The sequence below is a fragment of the Kocuria sp. genome (assembly GCF_030530945.1).
In the GTDB taxonomy this organism is placed as follows: domain Bacteria; phylum Actinomycetota; class Actinomycetes; order Actinomycetales; family Micrococcaceae; genus Kocuria.
On the sequence record NZ_JAUMTZ010000005.1, the window covers coordinates 26056 to 40406 of the forward strand.

Below are 14351 nucleotides of genomic sequence, written 5' to 3' on the forward strand. Positions count from 1 at the left end.
CGCAGTTCCCGAGACGACGAGAGGACCACCGCCATGTACGACCGTCACCCCTACGCAGACCTGCCCGAGCTGCCCACCTTCACCCTCACCTCCACGGACGTGGCGGAGGGCGAGACCATGAAGACCCCGCAGCTGTCCGGGATCATGGGCGCCGGGGGAGAGGACGTCTCCCCGCAGCTGTCCTGGAGCGGCGCTCCGGAGGGCACCCGCTCCTACGTGGTCACCATGTTCGACCCGGACGCGCCCACCCCCAGCGGGTTCTGGCACTGGTGCCTGTCCAACGTCCCGGCGGACGTCACCGAGCTGGCGACCGGTGCGGCGTCGAACCTCCCGCAGGCGGCGGTGAAGCACCGCAACGACGCCGGGACGGACGAGTTCCTGGGTGCGGCCCCGCCCGAGGGCCACGGCCCGCACCGCTACATCATCTGCGTGACCGCGGTGGACGTGCCCGAGCTCGAGGTGGACGCGGACACCACGCCGGCCGTCGTGAACTTCACCATGTCCTCGCACGCCCTGGGCCGGGCGTTCCTCACCCCGGTCTACGAGGCGAAGTAGGCGGCGGTGGGCCAGCACCCCGGGGCCGGGGACCTGCCACCGGTCCGGCTGATCGCGAGCGACCTGGACGGCACGGTCCTGGGCCACGACTTCCGGTTCCGCCCGCGCAGCCTGGAGGCCATCCAGGCCGCGCGGGACGCCGGGATCCGGGTGGTGTTCGTGACCGGACGCCCCAAGCGGTGGCTGGACCCCCTGCAGGAGCAGCTCGACGACGCCGGCGTGGTGATCTGCTCCAACGGTGCGGTGGTCTACGACCCCGGCACGGACGAGGTCCTGGGGGCCAGCGGCTTCGACGTCGCTGAGGCCCTGCCCGTGATCGAGGACGTCCGCCGCGCCTTCCCGGACTCGCTGTTCGCCGCGGAGACCCTGGAGCGGGTGCACACGGACCACGGCTGGGCCCGCACGGACCGCATGGAGATCGAGGGGATCGTGGAGGCCCCGGTCGCCGAGAGCCTCACTCCCGGCACCGAGGTGCTCAAGCTGCTGGCCAAGCTGGACGGCGCGGACCCGGACCGCTACTTCGAGGGGGTCCGGGAGGTGGTGGCCGGACGGCTCGCGGTCACTCACTCGGTGGCCGCCGCGCCGCTGGTGGAGATGGGGCAGCGCGGGCTGAGCAAGGCGCGGACCCTGGAGCGGTTCGTCGCGGAGCTGGGGATCGCACGCGAGGAGGTCATGGCCTTCGGGGACATGCCCAACGACCTCGAGATGCTCACGTGGGCCGGTCGCGGCTACGCCATGGCGGACGGCCACCCCCGCGTGGTGGCCGCCGTGGAGCGCACCGCCCCGGCCTTCACGGAGGACGGCGTGGCGCGGGTGATCGAGGAGTACCTGGCCCGGGAGCACGTCGGCGGGTCCGCCACGGCCCCCGTGGAGCACGGGCGTGGCTGAGGCGGAGACCTCCCGCGGGGGTCGCCCCGGGCGGCGCCCGGCGGCCCTCGCGCACCGCGGCTTCTCCCTGGACGGCCACGAGAACACGATGGCCGCCTTCCGCGCCGCCGCGGACCTGGGCCTCCTGTGGCTGGAGACGGACGTGCACACCACCCGGGACGGCGTGGTGGTCGCCTTTCACGACCCCTCACTGGAGCGGGTCACGGGCACGGACGGCAACGTCAACGACCTCACGTGGGAGCAGTTGCGCACGCTGCGTGTGGGCGGCGAGCACGGCATCCCCACCCTCGCCGAGCTGCTGCGCGGGCTGCCGGGGGCGCGCCTGAACATCGACGTCAAGGACGAGGCCTCCGTGGCCGCCCTCCCGCGCGTGATTGCGGACGAGGGGGCCGCCGACCGCGTGCGCGTCGCCTCCTTCTCCGAGTCCCGACGACGCCGCACGCTCGCCGCGCTCACCCGCCTCACCGGGCGGCGGGTACAGACCTCCGCCGGGGTGCTCGGCACCGCCGGGTTCCTCGCGGTCGCCGCGGTGGCACCCTGGACGGACCGGCTCTCCCCCCGGATCGCCGCCGCCCTGTGGCGGGGCCACCGGAGGGCGTGGTCCCGCGTGGTGGCGCCCTTCGACACGCTCCAGCTGCCCGAGCGCCACGTCCTGGAGCTGCCCCTGGGTGGGCGGTTCACCGTCCCCGTGGTCACCCCGGGCCTGCTGGGCTTCGCCCACCGGGAGGGGCTGTCCGTGCACGTGTGGACCGTGAACGAGCCCACGGACATGCACCGGCTGCTGGACATGGGCGTGGACGGGATCGTGACCGACCGCGCCGACCTGCTGCGGGACGTGCTCGCGGCCCGGGGGCAGTGGCCGCCGGACCCGCAGGACTGACCGCGCACGCACGGGCCACGCACGCCGCCCTTCCCGCATTCGCGCACCGATCGGGGTACGTTGGACGTGATCGGGGCCACGGCACCCGCAGGGCCACCCACCCTGTGCCGCCCCGTCCGGACGAGTCCAGGGAGGTCACGTGAGCTGCACGCTCCTGAGCCCTGTCCCCGTTTCCGCCCCCCGCACGACCCGGCGGGTCGTTCCCGCCCACACGGTTCCCCGCCCCCGGTGCGCCCCGTCCGCGATCTACCACCGCCGCCTCACCGCCCAGGAACCCCTGCGCGCGCACCGCGTGGTGACCGCGTTCCCCAGCAAGATCCCGTAGCTGCGTTCCCGCCACCCCGCTCTCCGCCGCCCACGTCGCGGCGCAGCGGGCACCCCATGACAGCCGTCCGCCGTTCGTCATGCCCGCGACCACCCTGCCTGCGAGGAACCATGAACCCTGTGCCACCGTCCGCCCGACCCCCCGAGGGGCGCCGCGCCCCCCGCTCCGTTCCCCGGGGAGCGGGGACCGCACCCGCCCGCCCGTTGCGTGCCGGGCTCGACCGGCGCGGGTTCATGGGACTGGGCGCCGCGGCGGCGTCGTTGGCGCTGGCCGGGTGCGCGAGCGGCGCACAGCCCGGGGCAGCCACCGCCCAGGCCACGGGAGAGCCGCAGAACGGCGGGACCCTGCGGATCGGCACCACCGGCGGCGGGGCCTCGGACACCATGGACGCCAACGCGCCGGTGGGCACCGCGGACGGCGGGCGCGTGATGAACCTCTACGACCGCCTGTACGAGTTCGACCCCGACTACAAGCTCACGCCGGGCCTCGCGCACTCGGTGCACTCGGAGGACGGCGGCAGGGCGTGGGTGTTCCACCTGCGCAAGGGGGTGACGTTCCACGACGGGCGCCCGCTGACCTCCCGCGAGGTGGTGCACACGTTCGAGCGCGTGACGGACCCGAAGGACCCCAAGACCGGCGCGGCGGGGCTCGCGCTGCTCCAGCGCTCCGTGGCGGTGGACGAGCACACCGTGCGCTTCGAGCTCTCGGAGCCGGACGCCGTGTTCGTGGACTCCACGGCGCAGAACTCCATGGGGATCGTGCCCCTGGACTACGACCCCAGGAAACCCGTGGGAACGGGGCCGTTCCGCTTCGGGTCCTTCGAACCCGGCCAGCTCACGGTCCTGAAGGCCAACCACGACTACTGGGGCCAGAAGCCCCACCTGGACGAGGTGCAGCTGCTGAACTTCAACGACCAGGACGCCCTGGTGAACGCCCTGCTCTCCACCCAGGTGGACGTGGCCGGGCAGCTGCCCCTGGCCATGATCGACGTGGTCAACACCGACCCCCGCCTGCACACCGTGGTCTCGCAGACCGGCAACTGGCTGCCGTTCACCATGCGCGTGGACACCCCGCCCTTCGACGACGTGCGCGTGCGCCAGGCGTTCCGGCTGGTGGTCAACCGCGAGCAGATGGTGGAGCAGGTCTTCTCCGGCCACGGCACGGTGGGCAACGACATGTACGCGCCCTTCGACACGGGCACCCCCGAGCTGCCGCAGCGCACCCGGGACATCGCCCGGGCCAAGGAGCTGCTCACACAGGCCGGGCACCGGAACGGGCTGGAGGTGGAGCTCGTGACCGCGCCCATCCAGACCGGGGCGGTGGAGGCCGCGCAGGTCTTCGCGGAGCAGGCCTCGGAGGCCGGGATCACCGTGAAGCTGCGCCGCGTGGACGCCACCACGTTCTTCGGGGACGGCTACCTCACCTACCCCTTCGCCCAGGACTTCTGGTACACCCGCAGCTTCCTGCCGCAGAGCGCCCAGGGCTCCCTGCCCAAGGCCCCGTTCAACGAGACCCACTGGGCGGACCCCGAGTTCCTGGCGCTCTACAAGAAGGCCCGCGCCACCCTGGACGAGGGCCAGCGCAACCGGGTGGTGGCGCAGGCGCAGAAGGTGCTCCACGAGAAGGGCGGGTACATCGTCTGGGGGTTCTTCGACCAGGCGGACGCCTACCAGAACTACGTGGGCGGGGCGTTCACGCACCGCTCCGGCATGCCCGTGAGCGGCTTCCAGCTGCGCTCGCTGTGGCTCGCCCAGGAAGGGAAGTGATCGCGTGACCTCCATGATCCTCAGGCGCCTGGGCGTCTCGGTCTTCGTGCTGCTGGCGGTGTCCCTGCTGGTGTTCGTGTTCACCCTGTTGCTGCCCGGAGACCCGGCCCAGGCGATCCTGGGCCAGCAGGCCACCCCGGAGCGGCTGGCCGCGCTGCGGGAGCAGCTGCACCTCAACGACCCCTGGTACACCCGCTACCTCACGTGGCTGGGGGGACTGTTCGTGGGCAACCTGGGGACCTCCGCCGCCACGGGCGGTTCCGTGAACGCGCTGCTCGGCAGCAAGGTCTCCGCGTCCATGGTGCTCATGGCGATCGCAGCGGTGGTCGCCATCCCCGTGGGGCTGCTGCTGGGCACGTGGTCCGCGATGCGGCGGGGCCGTGCCTCGGACCAGGTGCTCACGGGCTTCTCGCTGGTGCTGGCGGCGCTGCCCGAGTTCGTGATCGGCGTGGTGCTCACCACCCTGCTGTCCACCACGGTGTTCACGCTGCTGCCCTCCGTGACCATGGCGGCGCCCGGCACCCACGTGTGGGACCACCCCCTGCAGCTGGTGCTGCCGTCCCTGACGCTGGTGCTCGTGGTGGTGCCGTACATGATCCGCATGACCCGCACCACCATGATCGACGTCCTGGACTCCGGCTACGTGGAGATGGCCCGGCTCAAGGGCCTGCCCGAGCGCCAGGTGATCCTCAAGCACGCCCTGCCGCACGCCATCGGGCCGGTGGCCCAGGTGGTGGCCATGCAGCTCGCGTGGCTCGCCGGGGGCATCGTGGTGGTGGAGTTCCTCTTCCGCTTCCCCGGGCTCGGCCAGGCCATGGTGGACGCCGTGAACAACCGTGACGTGCAGGTGGTCCAGGCGCTGTCCATGATCATCGCCGCGTTCTACGTGCTCGTGAACCTCCTCGCGGACGTGATCGGCATCCTCGCCAACCCCAAGCTGCGGACGGAGTCCCGCTCATGAGCGCACCCCAGACCCCTGGCCGCACGCCGCAGGACACCGGCGGGAGCTCGGCCGCGGGCGACGTCGCCCTGGCCGCCGACCGCGGGCCCGGCACCTCCCCGCAAGCCACCCTGCGACCCGCCCCGCAGGACACAGGGGCCCCGGACTTCGGGCACTCCGCCTCCCGCGGGGACGCCCGACCCGCCTCCTTCGCGCGGCGCGTGCTGGGCCAGCCCGCCGCGAAACTGGGCTTCGTGCTCACCGGGATCGTGCTGCTGCTGGCCGTGCTGGGCCCGTTCGTGGTGCCCGCCTGGACCGGGTACGGCCCCAACTCGTTCGCGGGGAAACCGTTCCAGACCGGTGTCTTCGGCACCGACAACCTGGGCCGTGACGTGGCCTCCCGCTTCCTGGAGGGGGGCTGGCGGCTGCTGCTGTACTCGGCCCTGGCCACGGTGGTGGGTGTGGGCCTCGGCGCGCTGCTGGGCATGCTCGCCGCCTTCCGGGGCGGCTGGCTGGACGCCGTGATCATGCGGGTGGGGGACGTGTTCCTGGCCATCCCCCAGCTCGTGTTCGCGCTGCTCGCGGTGACCGTGCTGGGTCCCAAGGGGTGGGTGCTGGTGCTCGTCATCGGCGTGACGCACGCCCCGCGGGTGGCCCGCGTGATCCGCTCCGCCACCTCCTCCGTGGTTGCGGAGGACTACGTCCTGGCCTCCCAGATGTACGCCGTGCCGCAGTGGAGGATCCTCACCCGGGACGTGGTCCCCAACATCATGGGACCCCTCATGGTGGAGGTGGGGCTGCGCCTGACCTACTCGATCGGCGCGGTGGCCTCCCTGTCCTTCCTGGGCCTGGGCATGCAGCCGCCCACCCCGGACTGGGGGCTCATGATCAACGAGAACCGGATCGCCCTCGCCCTGCAGCCGTGGGGCGTGCTGCTGCCGGTGCTCGCGATCGCCGTGCTCACCGTGGGCACCAACCTCATCGCCGACGCCGTGGCGGGCGCCTCCGCGGGCCGGGTGCGCTCCACGCGGCGCACGAAGGGCCGGGGTGACCGCAACGCCGAGGGCCGGACCGGTCACGCCGGTGCGGCGCCCGCTGACGGCGCTGCGCCAGCACATGATGTGGCGCGTGCAGATGGTGCGGTTCTTGCCACCGGTGCCGCGCCAGCGGACGGTGCGGTGCGTGGGGACGGTTCCGCGGGCGGCGTCGTCCGCGATGGGAACGACGTGGAGAGGCAGTCATGATGCGACGCTCGGAGCAGAAGGCGCGCGAGAAGGTGCGCGGCACCGTGGTGCCCCGCGCCACCGTGGACACCGCCGTGGCCGTGTCCCACCTGGACGTGGGGGTCGCCGGCGGCGGGCTGATCCTGGACGACGTCTCCTTCCGGCTGCGGCCCGGGCGGATCCTCGCCCTCGTGGGGGAGTCCGGCTCCGGAAAGACCACCGCGGCGCTGGCGTGCATGAACCACCTGCGCGCCGGGCTGGAGCTGCGCGGCGGCACCGTGGAGCTGCAGGAAGGCGCGTCCCGCTTCCACCGGGAGGCCGTGGACCTGCTCACCCTCTCCGAGGCGCAGATGCGCCGGCTGCGCGGCGGGACCATCGCGTACGTGCCCCAGGACCCTGCGCTGTCCCTCAACGGGGCGCTGCGCGTGGGCGAGCAGATCGCCGAGGTGCTGCGCGCCCACGAATTCGGCCGCAACGCCCACGAGCGGGACGAGCGCGTGGCGGAGGTGCTCTCCGAGGTGGGACTGCCGAGTGACCGCGCCTACCAGCGGCGGTTCCCGCACCAGCTCTCGGGCGGGCAGCAGCAGCGCATCGGGATTGCCATGGCGTTCGCGTGCCGCCCCGCGGTGATCATCCTGGACGAGCCCACCACGGGCCTGGACGTGGCCACCCAGGACCTGGTGCTCAAGACCGTCTACGAGCTGACCACCCGGCACGACGTCGCCGGGCTCTACATCACCCACGACCTCGCCGTGGTGGCGCGCGTGGCGGACGACGTGGCGGTCATGCTCCACGGCGCCGTCGTGGAGCACGGCCCCGCCGAGCGCGTGCTGCGCCACCCTGAGCACCCCTACACGCGCGCCCTGCTGGAAGCCGTGCCGGACCTGCGCGGCGCGCGGGACATGGGCGGCGGGCCCGCCGTGAGCCCGGTGGCCGCCGTGCGCGCCCCCTGGGACGACGGCCGCCCGGGTGCGGTGACGCGCGAGCGGGAGGTGGGCGGCAGCGTCGTCCCCGAGGGGCGTGGACAGGCCGTGGTGAGTGTGCGCGGGCTGCGGATGGCGTACGGTTCCGCGGTGATCCTGGACGGCATCGACCTGGACCTGCCCGCCGGGCAGACCACCATGCTGCTGGGGGAGTCCGGCTCCGGGAAGACCACCCTCTCGCGCAGCGTGGCCGGACTCAACGACGGCTACACCGGGGACGTGCTGCTGGACGGGCAGGTGCTCGCGCCCAGCACGCGGCGGCGGAGCAACGAGCAGCGGCGGCGGATCCAGTACGTGTTCCAGTCGCCGTTCTCGTCCCTGAACCCGCGGCGCAGCATCGGCGACTCGCTGCAGGTGCCGCTGGAGATGACCGGCGGGATGTCCCGCGCGCAGCGGCGCGCCGCCGTGGCGGACGCGCTGGACGCGGTGCGGCTGGGGCGCAGCTACATCGACCGCCGCCCCGGGGAGCTCTCCGGCGGTGAGCGCCAGCGCGCGGCCGTGGCGCGGGCCCTCGTGAACGCACCCTCCCTGCTGATCTGCGACGAGATCACCTCCGCGCTGGACGTCTCCGTGCAGGCGTCCGTGATCGAGCTGCTGCGGGAGCTGCAGCACGAACGCGGTCTGGCCATGCTGTTCGTGACCCACAACATCGCACTCGCCCGGCACATCTCCCACACCCTCGCGGTGCTGGAGAAGGGGAAGCTGGTGGAGTACGGCCCCACGGACACCGTGCTGCGCCACCCGCGGCACGACTACACGCGGTCACTGCTGGAGCACGTGCCCACGCTGGAGGAGGCGGGATGAGGCAGTCCTCGGTCCGTGGGTGAGGAGGGGGTTCTGACCGGGTTTTGTCCTGGTCTGCGGTGAGAACCTCTCCTGACGCGTGGCAGAGGGGCGGACGTGCCCGGCCTCGTGCCCCTAGCCCGGACCGCTGCCCGTCCGCTGCGCCTCCGTCATGAGTTCCGCCGCGAGGCCCTGCGTTCTGCGGGGGCCGTGCCACACGGCGTGCAGCTCGCGGCGCAGGTCCAGAACGGTGGGGACCCTCACCAGGGTTCCGGCGGCCAGGGCGTCGTCCACCGCGAGCCGGCTGAGCACTGCTGGGGCGGACCCCGCCTGCACGCTGACCCGCACTGCGGCGTTGCTGGGCATCTCCAGCAGCGACTGCGCGGGTCGGCCCAGGGCATCGTCCAGCGCCATGCGAGTCCCGGACCCGGCCTCACGGGTGATGAGCTGGGTGGCCGCGAGCTCGGCTGTGCTCACGGGATCCTGCCGGGAGGCCCACGGATGCTGCGGGTGGACCACGAGCACCAGCTCGTCCCGGGCCACCACCGCGCGGTGCACCCCGGACGGAGGTTTCGGGCTCTCGACGAAGCCCACGTCCGCGGCGCCGTGCAGGATGTCCTGCACCACCTCGTGGGAGTTATGCACGGTCACCTGCACCCGGGAGTCCGGGAAGACGGAACGGAGTCCTGCGAGCCACCGGGGGAGCAGGTGCTCGGCCACGGTCTGGCTTGCGGAGACCCGCAGGGACAGTGTTCCGGACGCGTCCTGTCCGAGGAGGGCGGCGCCGTCGACGAGCCGACGTGCGGCCGTGACCACCGACCGTGCCCAGTCCGTGACGAGCAGTCCGGCCGGGGTGAGGGTGGAGCCGCGGGTGGAGCGTTGCAGGAGAGGCGCGCCCAGGGAACGCTCCAGCCGGGCCACGGACCGGCTGGCGTTGGGTTGCGCCATCTCCACCGCGCGGGCGCCGGCGGCCAGGCTGCCGTGGTCCGCCACGGCCACGAGCAGCTCGAGCGCGGCGAGGTCGGGCCAGTGAGACATATCCGCAAGATATACCCAGCATGTGAAACCACGGGCTACCGGCGGGGAGATGACGAGCGAGACCCTGGATCCATGAGCCACACTGCCGCGCCACTGCCGGAACCGGACCGCACCGCAGAACCCGCCGTCACCCTCCACGACCGGGCAACCCACGCGGCCGTGGGTCTGTCAGACCGCGCGGCCGGAGCCCCCGGAAACCGTGCCGCCACCGTCCCCACCGGGGGAGCAGCGGGCGCGCGGCAGCCCGCACGCCCCAGCTCCGCGCCGCTGCCCCCGCCGGGTCCGCAGTGGTACGGCTCCCTCATGGGCACGGGCATCCTGGCCACTCTCGTGCAGACCCTCGGGGAGGACCTTCCCGGTGGCACAACGCTTGCGGTGGCTCTGCTGCTGGTCGCCTGGTGCACATTCCTGGGCCTGACCACGGCCTTCGCCCTGCGGATCGTGCGCCGCCCCGGTGTGCTGGCGGACACCATCCGCGACCTCCCCGTGCTGGCCACGTGGGGCATGGTGTCCATGGGCATCCTCTCCCTGGGCTCGGCAACCGCCACCGTGGTTCCCGCCCACTGGCCCGCGCTGGCATCCGCGGCGTGGGCCGTGGACGGCGTGCTGTGGAGCGTGGGCACCGTGCTGGGCGTGCTGACGGCCCTCGGCTTCGCCACCCGGCTGATCGGCCGGGAGGTGGGCTCACCCACCACCACGTGGGGCCTGCCCATCGTGCCGCCCATGGTCTCCGCCACCACTGGCGCCGCCCTGGTGCCCCACCTGACCACCCGCCACGACCAGCTGCTCCTCGAGATCGCGGCGGTCGCGTGCTTCTTCCTCGCCCTCGTGCTGGGGCTCGTGGTCTTCACGGTGGCCTACCACCACCACTGGCGCGTGGCCCCGCTGCCGCTGGCGGCCGCCACCAGCGCGTGGATTCCCCTGGGCGTGGTGGGCCAGTCCACCGCCGCGGCCCAGGTGCTCGCCGTCCAGGCCCAGCGCTTCGTGCTCCCGGAGGACGCCGGGACGCTCACCCAGGTGGCCAACGGCTACGGCGTCGTCGTGCTCTCGTGCGGCATCCCCCTGGCAGTGTGGGCCACGGCCATGACGGTGCGCGGCTTCCGCGGCGGCATGGCCTACTCGCCGGGCTGGTGGGCGCTCACGTTCCCCATCGGCACCGTGTGCCTGGGGCTGCACGGTCTGGAGAGCGGCACGAGGGTCCGCGCGTTCGGTCTGGCGTCCGACGCCGTGTGCCTGGTCCTGCTCGGCACCTGGACCCTCTGCGCCGTCGCCACGGCCCGATCCGTGCGTGCTCACGCCTCCCACCCCGCCCGCTGGCTAGCATGGGAGTCATGAAGGCTACTGAAGAATCGTTCGTCCGGGCCGAGATCCAGGGCCACACCGGGCTGCTGACCCTCACCCGTGACAAGGCGCTGAACGCGCTGAACCGGAGCATGTACCACCAGCTCGTGAACGCCCTGCAGATGTGGCGGGACGATCCCGCGATCACTGAGGTGGTCCTGCGCTCCGACCTGCCCAAGGCGCTGTGCGCGGGCGGGGACATCAAGGAGGTGCGGACCGCGGCGCTGGCGGGTCACGAGGACGAGATCCGGGACGCGTTCGGCACCGAGTACTCCATGAACGCGATCATCGCCCGCTACCCCAAGCCGTACGTGGCCATGATGAACGGCATCGTGATGGGCGGTGGCATGGGCCTCTCGGTCCACGGCTCCCACCGGGTCGTCACGGAGACCACGCAGCTGGCCATGCCGGAGACGGCCATCGGGTTCTTCACGGACGTGGGGGCCAGCTTCTTCCTGCCGCGCGTCACCCGCGGTGCCGGGGCCGGCATCGACGACGACGCCGCGCGGCGTGAGTCCCTCGCCGTCGCCCGGTACCTCGGGCTGGGTGGGGTGCGGATCACCGGTGCGGACGCCATCGCCCTGGGCCTGGCGGACACGTACATCGACTCGTCGGACGCGGACGCGTTCGTGGACGCCGTTCTCGCGGACGGGGTGGACGCCGCGGTGCAGCGCTTCGCCCGGGAGGCCCCCGAGTCCGAGGTGCTGGGCCGCTGGGACGAGATCGTGGCGACCTACTCCGGGAACACCCTGGAGCAGGTCATGGAGTCCGCCGGATCCGAGCTGGAGGGCATGAGCCCCACGTCCCTGGCGCGCGTCTTCGAGCTGCTGGACAGGGGCGCGGAGGACGACGACGTGGTGTCCTGCCTGGAGCGCGAGCTGCGCATGGCGGAGGACACCGCCGTGGGCCACGACTTCATCGAGGGCGTGCGCGCAGTGATGGTGGACAAGGACAAGGATCCGCACTGGGACCCGGAGACCGTGGCGGAGGTGGACCAGGACCGCATCCGCGCCGTGGCGGACCAGAAGTCCGAGCTGCCCATCCGGGTCTGACACGGACCCCCTCCGCCCGGGAGTGCCGACGCCCCGCACACGAGAAGGTGTGCGGGGCGTCGTCGTCGTCCGGAAGGGGCGCCGGGTCAGCCCAGGGGTGAGGGGCTCTGGGAGGTGTCCGGGTCCAGCGGGTCCGAGCCCACCGAGCCGCGGGCGCGCGCAATGGTGGCCATGAGGTGGTAGACCACCAGGGTGGCGGCGGTGCCCAGGGCGATGCCCGCGAAGTCCAGCCCGGCGAAGGACCACGTGTAGTTGCCGATGCCCACGATCATGGCGATCGCGGCGGTGGTGAGGTTGACCGGGTTGGAGAAGTCCACGCGGTTCTGCACCCAGATGCGCACGCCCAGCATGCCGATCATGCCGTAGAGCACGGTGGCCGCCCCGCCCAGGACGCCCTGGGGGACGGTGGCCACGGCGGCCCCGAAGACCGGGGTCACGCTCAGCAGCACGGCCACGAGCGCCGCCACCCAGTACGCCGCGGTGGAGTAGACGCGGGTGGCGGCCATGACGCCGATGTTCTCCGCGTACGTGGTGGTGCCGGAGCCGCCGCCGGAGCCGGCGATCATGGTGGCCAGCCCGTCGGACATGATGGCGCGGCCGGTGTAGGGGTCCAGGTCGTCGCCGGTCATCAGGGCCACGGACTTCACGTGCCCGATGTTCTCCGCCACGAGCACCAGGATCACGGGGATGAACAGCCCGGCCAGGCTCAGGTGGAACTCGGGGGTGTGGAACTGCGGCAGCCCGAACAGCCCCTGCTGCTCCCACGCCGCGCGGATGCTGGTGAAGTCCACCTCCCCGCGCACCACGGCGGTGAGGTAGCCGATCACCACGCCCAGCAGGATGGACAGCCGCCCCAGGATCCCGCGGAACAGCACCGAGACCAGCACGATGGAGCCCAGGGTCACCAGCGCGGTGACGGGCGCGGCCGTGAAGTTCTCCTTGGCGGAGGGCGCCAGGTTGAACCCGATCAGCGCCACGATGGTGCCGGTCACCGCGGGCGGCATGAGCGTCTGCAGCCATCCCGTGCCCGCCACCTGCACGACGACGCCGATCAGGAACAGCGCGGCACCCGCCATCACCACCCCGCCCAGCGCGCCCCCGGGCCCGTACTGGCTCACGGAGGCGGTGATGGGCGCAATGAACGCGAACGAGGACCCCAGGTAGCTCGGCACCCTCCCGGCCGTGAGCACCAGGAACAGGATGGTGCCGATCCCGGAGAAGAACAGGGTGGTGGCCGGCGGGAAGCCCGTGAGCAGGGGCACCAGGAACGTGGCGCCGAACATGGCCACCACGTGCTGCGCGCCGATCGAGATGGTCCGCGGCCACGCCAGGCGCTCGCGCGGCGTCACCACGTCCCCGGGCGCCACGTGCCGGCCGTCCCCGTGCAGCCGCCAGTCCAGGCCCAGCCGTTCGACGACGCCGCCGCGCCGGTTCCCGGCGTGGGGATCCTGCTGCTTCCCACCTGGTGGCGGGGTGTGTGAAGGGGAAACCGGGGTGCTCATGGGTGCTCCTTGTCCTGGGCGACCCGGAGGTGCCGCCCCCGGAATTCTAGTGCGCCGGGCCCTTCCGAGGACCCGTGGTCGTTCTCCCTCCCGGGGCTTGAAGCACTGCTACGGACGAGTAACCTGCGTTCCGGGGGCCACGCCCGTGGTCTCCGGACTCGCAGGGGAGTGGGAACACATCATGGCTGAACTGAGCAGAGTGACCGTCGTCGGATCCGGGGTGCTCGGATCGCAGATCGCGTTCCAGGCCGCGTACTTCGGCAGGACCGTCACCGTCTACGACATCAGCGACGAGATCATCGCCAGGCTGCCCGCCAAGTGGGAACGGCTCTCCGGTTTCTACGCCCGGGACATGGCGGCCACCCCGCAGCAGCTGGAGCAGGCCGTGGCTCGGCTGAGCGCCACCACGGACCTGGCAGCAGCACTCACGGACGCGGACATCGTGATCGAGGCCGTTCCGGAGAACCTGGAGCTGAAGAAGAAGGTGTGGGCGCAGATCGGTGCGGCGGCGCCGTCGTCCGCCCTGCTGTGCACCAACTCGTCCACGCTGCTGCCCAGCGACATCGCCGGGGCCACGGGCCACCCGGAACGGTTCCTGGCCCTGCACTTCGCCAACGAGGTGTGGCGCAACAACACTGGCGAGGTCATGGGCCACGCGGGCACGGACCCCGCCGCGGTGGCGGCCGTGCTGGCGTTCGCGGCGGAGATCGGCATGGTGCCCGTCCACGTGAAGAAGGAGCAGGCCGGGTACATCCTCAACACCCTCCTGGTCCCGTTCCTCAGCGCCGCCGCACACCTGTGGGTCAACGACATCGCCCAGACCGAGGAGATCGACAGGACCTGGCGCACCGCCACCGGCTCGCCCCTGGGCCCCTTCCAGATCCTGGACCACGTGGGCATGGAGACCTTCTACCAGGTCAACCTCAACGCGGGAACCCCGGAGGCGACGCGGGTGGCCGAGCGGGTCAAGGCCGAGTACATCGACAGGGGCTACATGGGCCGGGACACGGGGAGGGGCTTCTACACGTACGAGTGAGGGGGGGATGCGGCGGGGCGCCCGGCCCGGGGTTTGCCG

The 14351-nt window shown here is 72.4% G+C and carries 11 protein-coding genes and 1 pseudogene; 10 read left to right on the forward strand and 2 right to left on the reverse strand.

What is annotated here, in order from left to right:
* Positions 1 to 33: 33 nt before the first annotated feature.
* The 7 genes and pseudogenes from Q4A22_RS06480 (at position 34) to Q4A22_RS06510 (ending at position 8364) form a co-directional block, all read left to right on the forward strand.
* Positions 34 to 555 carry a YbhB/YbcL family Raf kinase inhibitor-like protein gene (locus Q4A22_RS06480; RefSeq protein WP_303177922.1) on the forward strand — a complete coding sequence of 174 codons (522 nt, stop codon included), beginning with the start codon at positions 34 to 36 and terminating at the stop codon, positions 553 to 555.
* Between the two features lie 6 nt (positions 556 to 561).
* On the forward strand, positions 562 to 1443 hold the full coding sequence (locus Q4A22_RS06485; RefSeq protein WP_303177923.1) for an HAD-IIB family hydrolase: 882 nt from the start codon (positions 562 to 564) through the stop codon (positions 1441 to 1443).
* A complete protein-coding gene (locus tag Q4A22_RS06490; protein WP_303177924.1) occupies positions 1436 to 2323 on the forward strand; it encodes a glycerophosphodiester phosphodiesterase in 888 nt (295 codons plus the stop codon). Before Q4A22_RS06485 ends, Q4A22_RS06490 begins: the two co-directional genes overlap by 8 nt.
* A 435-nt stretch (positions 2324 to 2758) precedes the next feature.
* Positions 2759 to 4414 (forward strand): ABC transporter substrate-binding protein, encoded by a 1656-nt coding sequence (locus tag Q4A22_RS06495; protein WP_303177925.1) that lies wholly within the window; start codon positions 2759 to 2761, stop codon positions 4412 to 4414.
* Positions 4415 to 4418: 4 nt separating this feature from the next.
* Complete coding sequence (locus Q4A22_RS06500) at positions 4419 to 5375, forward strand: ABC transporter permease (RefSeq protein ID WP_303177926.1); 957 nt, start codon at positions 4419 to 4421, stop codon at positions 5373 to 5375.
* A pseudogene (locus Q4A22_RS06505) lies at positions 5372 to 6376 on the forward strand (ABC transporter permease); the annotation flags it as partial. The gene Q4A22_RS06500 and the pseudogene Q4A22_RS06505, both read left to right, overlap by 4 nt.
* A gap of 218 nt (positions 6377 to 6594) precedes the next feature.
* Complete coding sequence (locus tag Q4A22_RS06510; RefSeq protein WP_303177927.1) at positions 6595 to 8364, forward strand: ABC transporter ATP-binding protein; 1770 nt, start codon at positions 6595 to 6597, stop codon at positions 8362 to 8364.
* A gap of 114 nt (positions 8365 to 8478) precedes the next feature.
* Here the strand turns inward: Q4A22_RS06510 and Q4A22_RS06515 are convergent, their stop codons facing one another.
* Positions 8479 to 9381 (reverse strand): LysR family transcriptional regulator, encoded by a 903-nt coding sequence (locus Q4A22_RS06515; RefSeq protein WP_303177928.1) that lies wholly within the window; start codon positions 9379 to 9381, stop codon positions 8479 to 8481.
* Positions 9382 to 9453: 72 nt separating this feature from the next.
* Between Q4A22_RS06515 and Q4A22_RS06520 the strand changes: the two genes are divergently transcribed.
* On the forward strand, positions 9454 to 10716 hold the full coding sequence (locus Q4A22_RS06520; protein WP_303177929.1) for a TDT family transporter: 1263 nt from the start codon (positions 9454 to 9456) through the stop codon (positions 10714 to 10716).
* A complete protein-coding gene (locus Q4A22_RS06525; protein ID WP_303177930.1) occupies positions 10713 to 11774 on the forward strand; it encodes an enoyl-CoA hydratase/isomerase family protein in 1062 nt (353 codons plus the stop codon). Before Q4A22_RS06520 ends, Q4A22_RS06525 begins: the two co-directional genes overlap by 4 nt.
* 86 nt (positions 11775 to 11860) lie before the next feature.
* On the opposite strand, the gene Q4A22_RS06530 is transcribed toward Q4A22_RS06525, so the two are convergent.
* Positions 11861 to 13276 carry a uracil-xanthine permease family protein gene (locus Q4A22_RS06530; RefSeq protein ID WP_303177931.1) on the reverse strand — a complete coding sequence of 472 codons (1416 nt, stop codon included), beginning with the start codon at positions 13274 to 13276 and terminating at the stop codon, positions 11861 to 11863.
* A gap of 181 nt (positions 13277 to 13457) precedes the next feature.
* Here Q4A22_RS06530 and Q4A22_RS06535 point away from each other — a divergent pair, with 181 nt between their 5' ends.
* Positions 13458 to 14312 carry a 3-hydroxyacyl-CoA dehydrogenase gene (locus Q4A22_RS06535; RefSeq protein ID WP_303177932.1) on the forward strand — a complete coding sequence of 285 codons (855 nt, stop codon included), beginning with the start codon at positions 13458 to 13460 and terminating at the stop codon, positions 14310 to 14312.
* Positions 14313 to 14351: the final 39 nt, after the last annotated feature.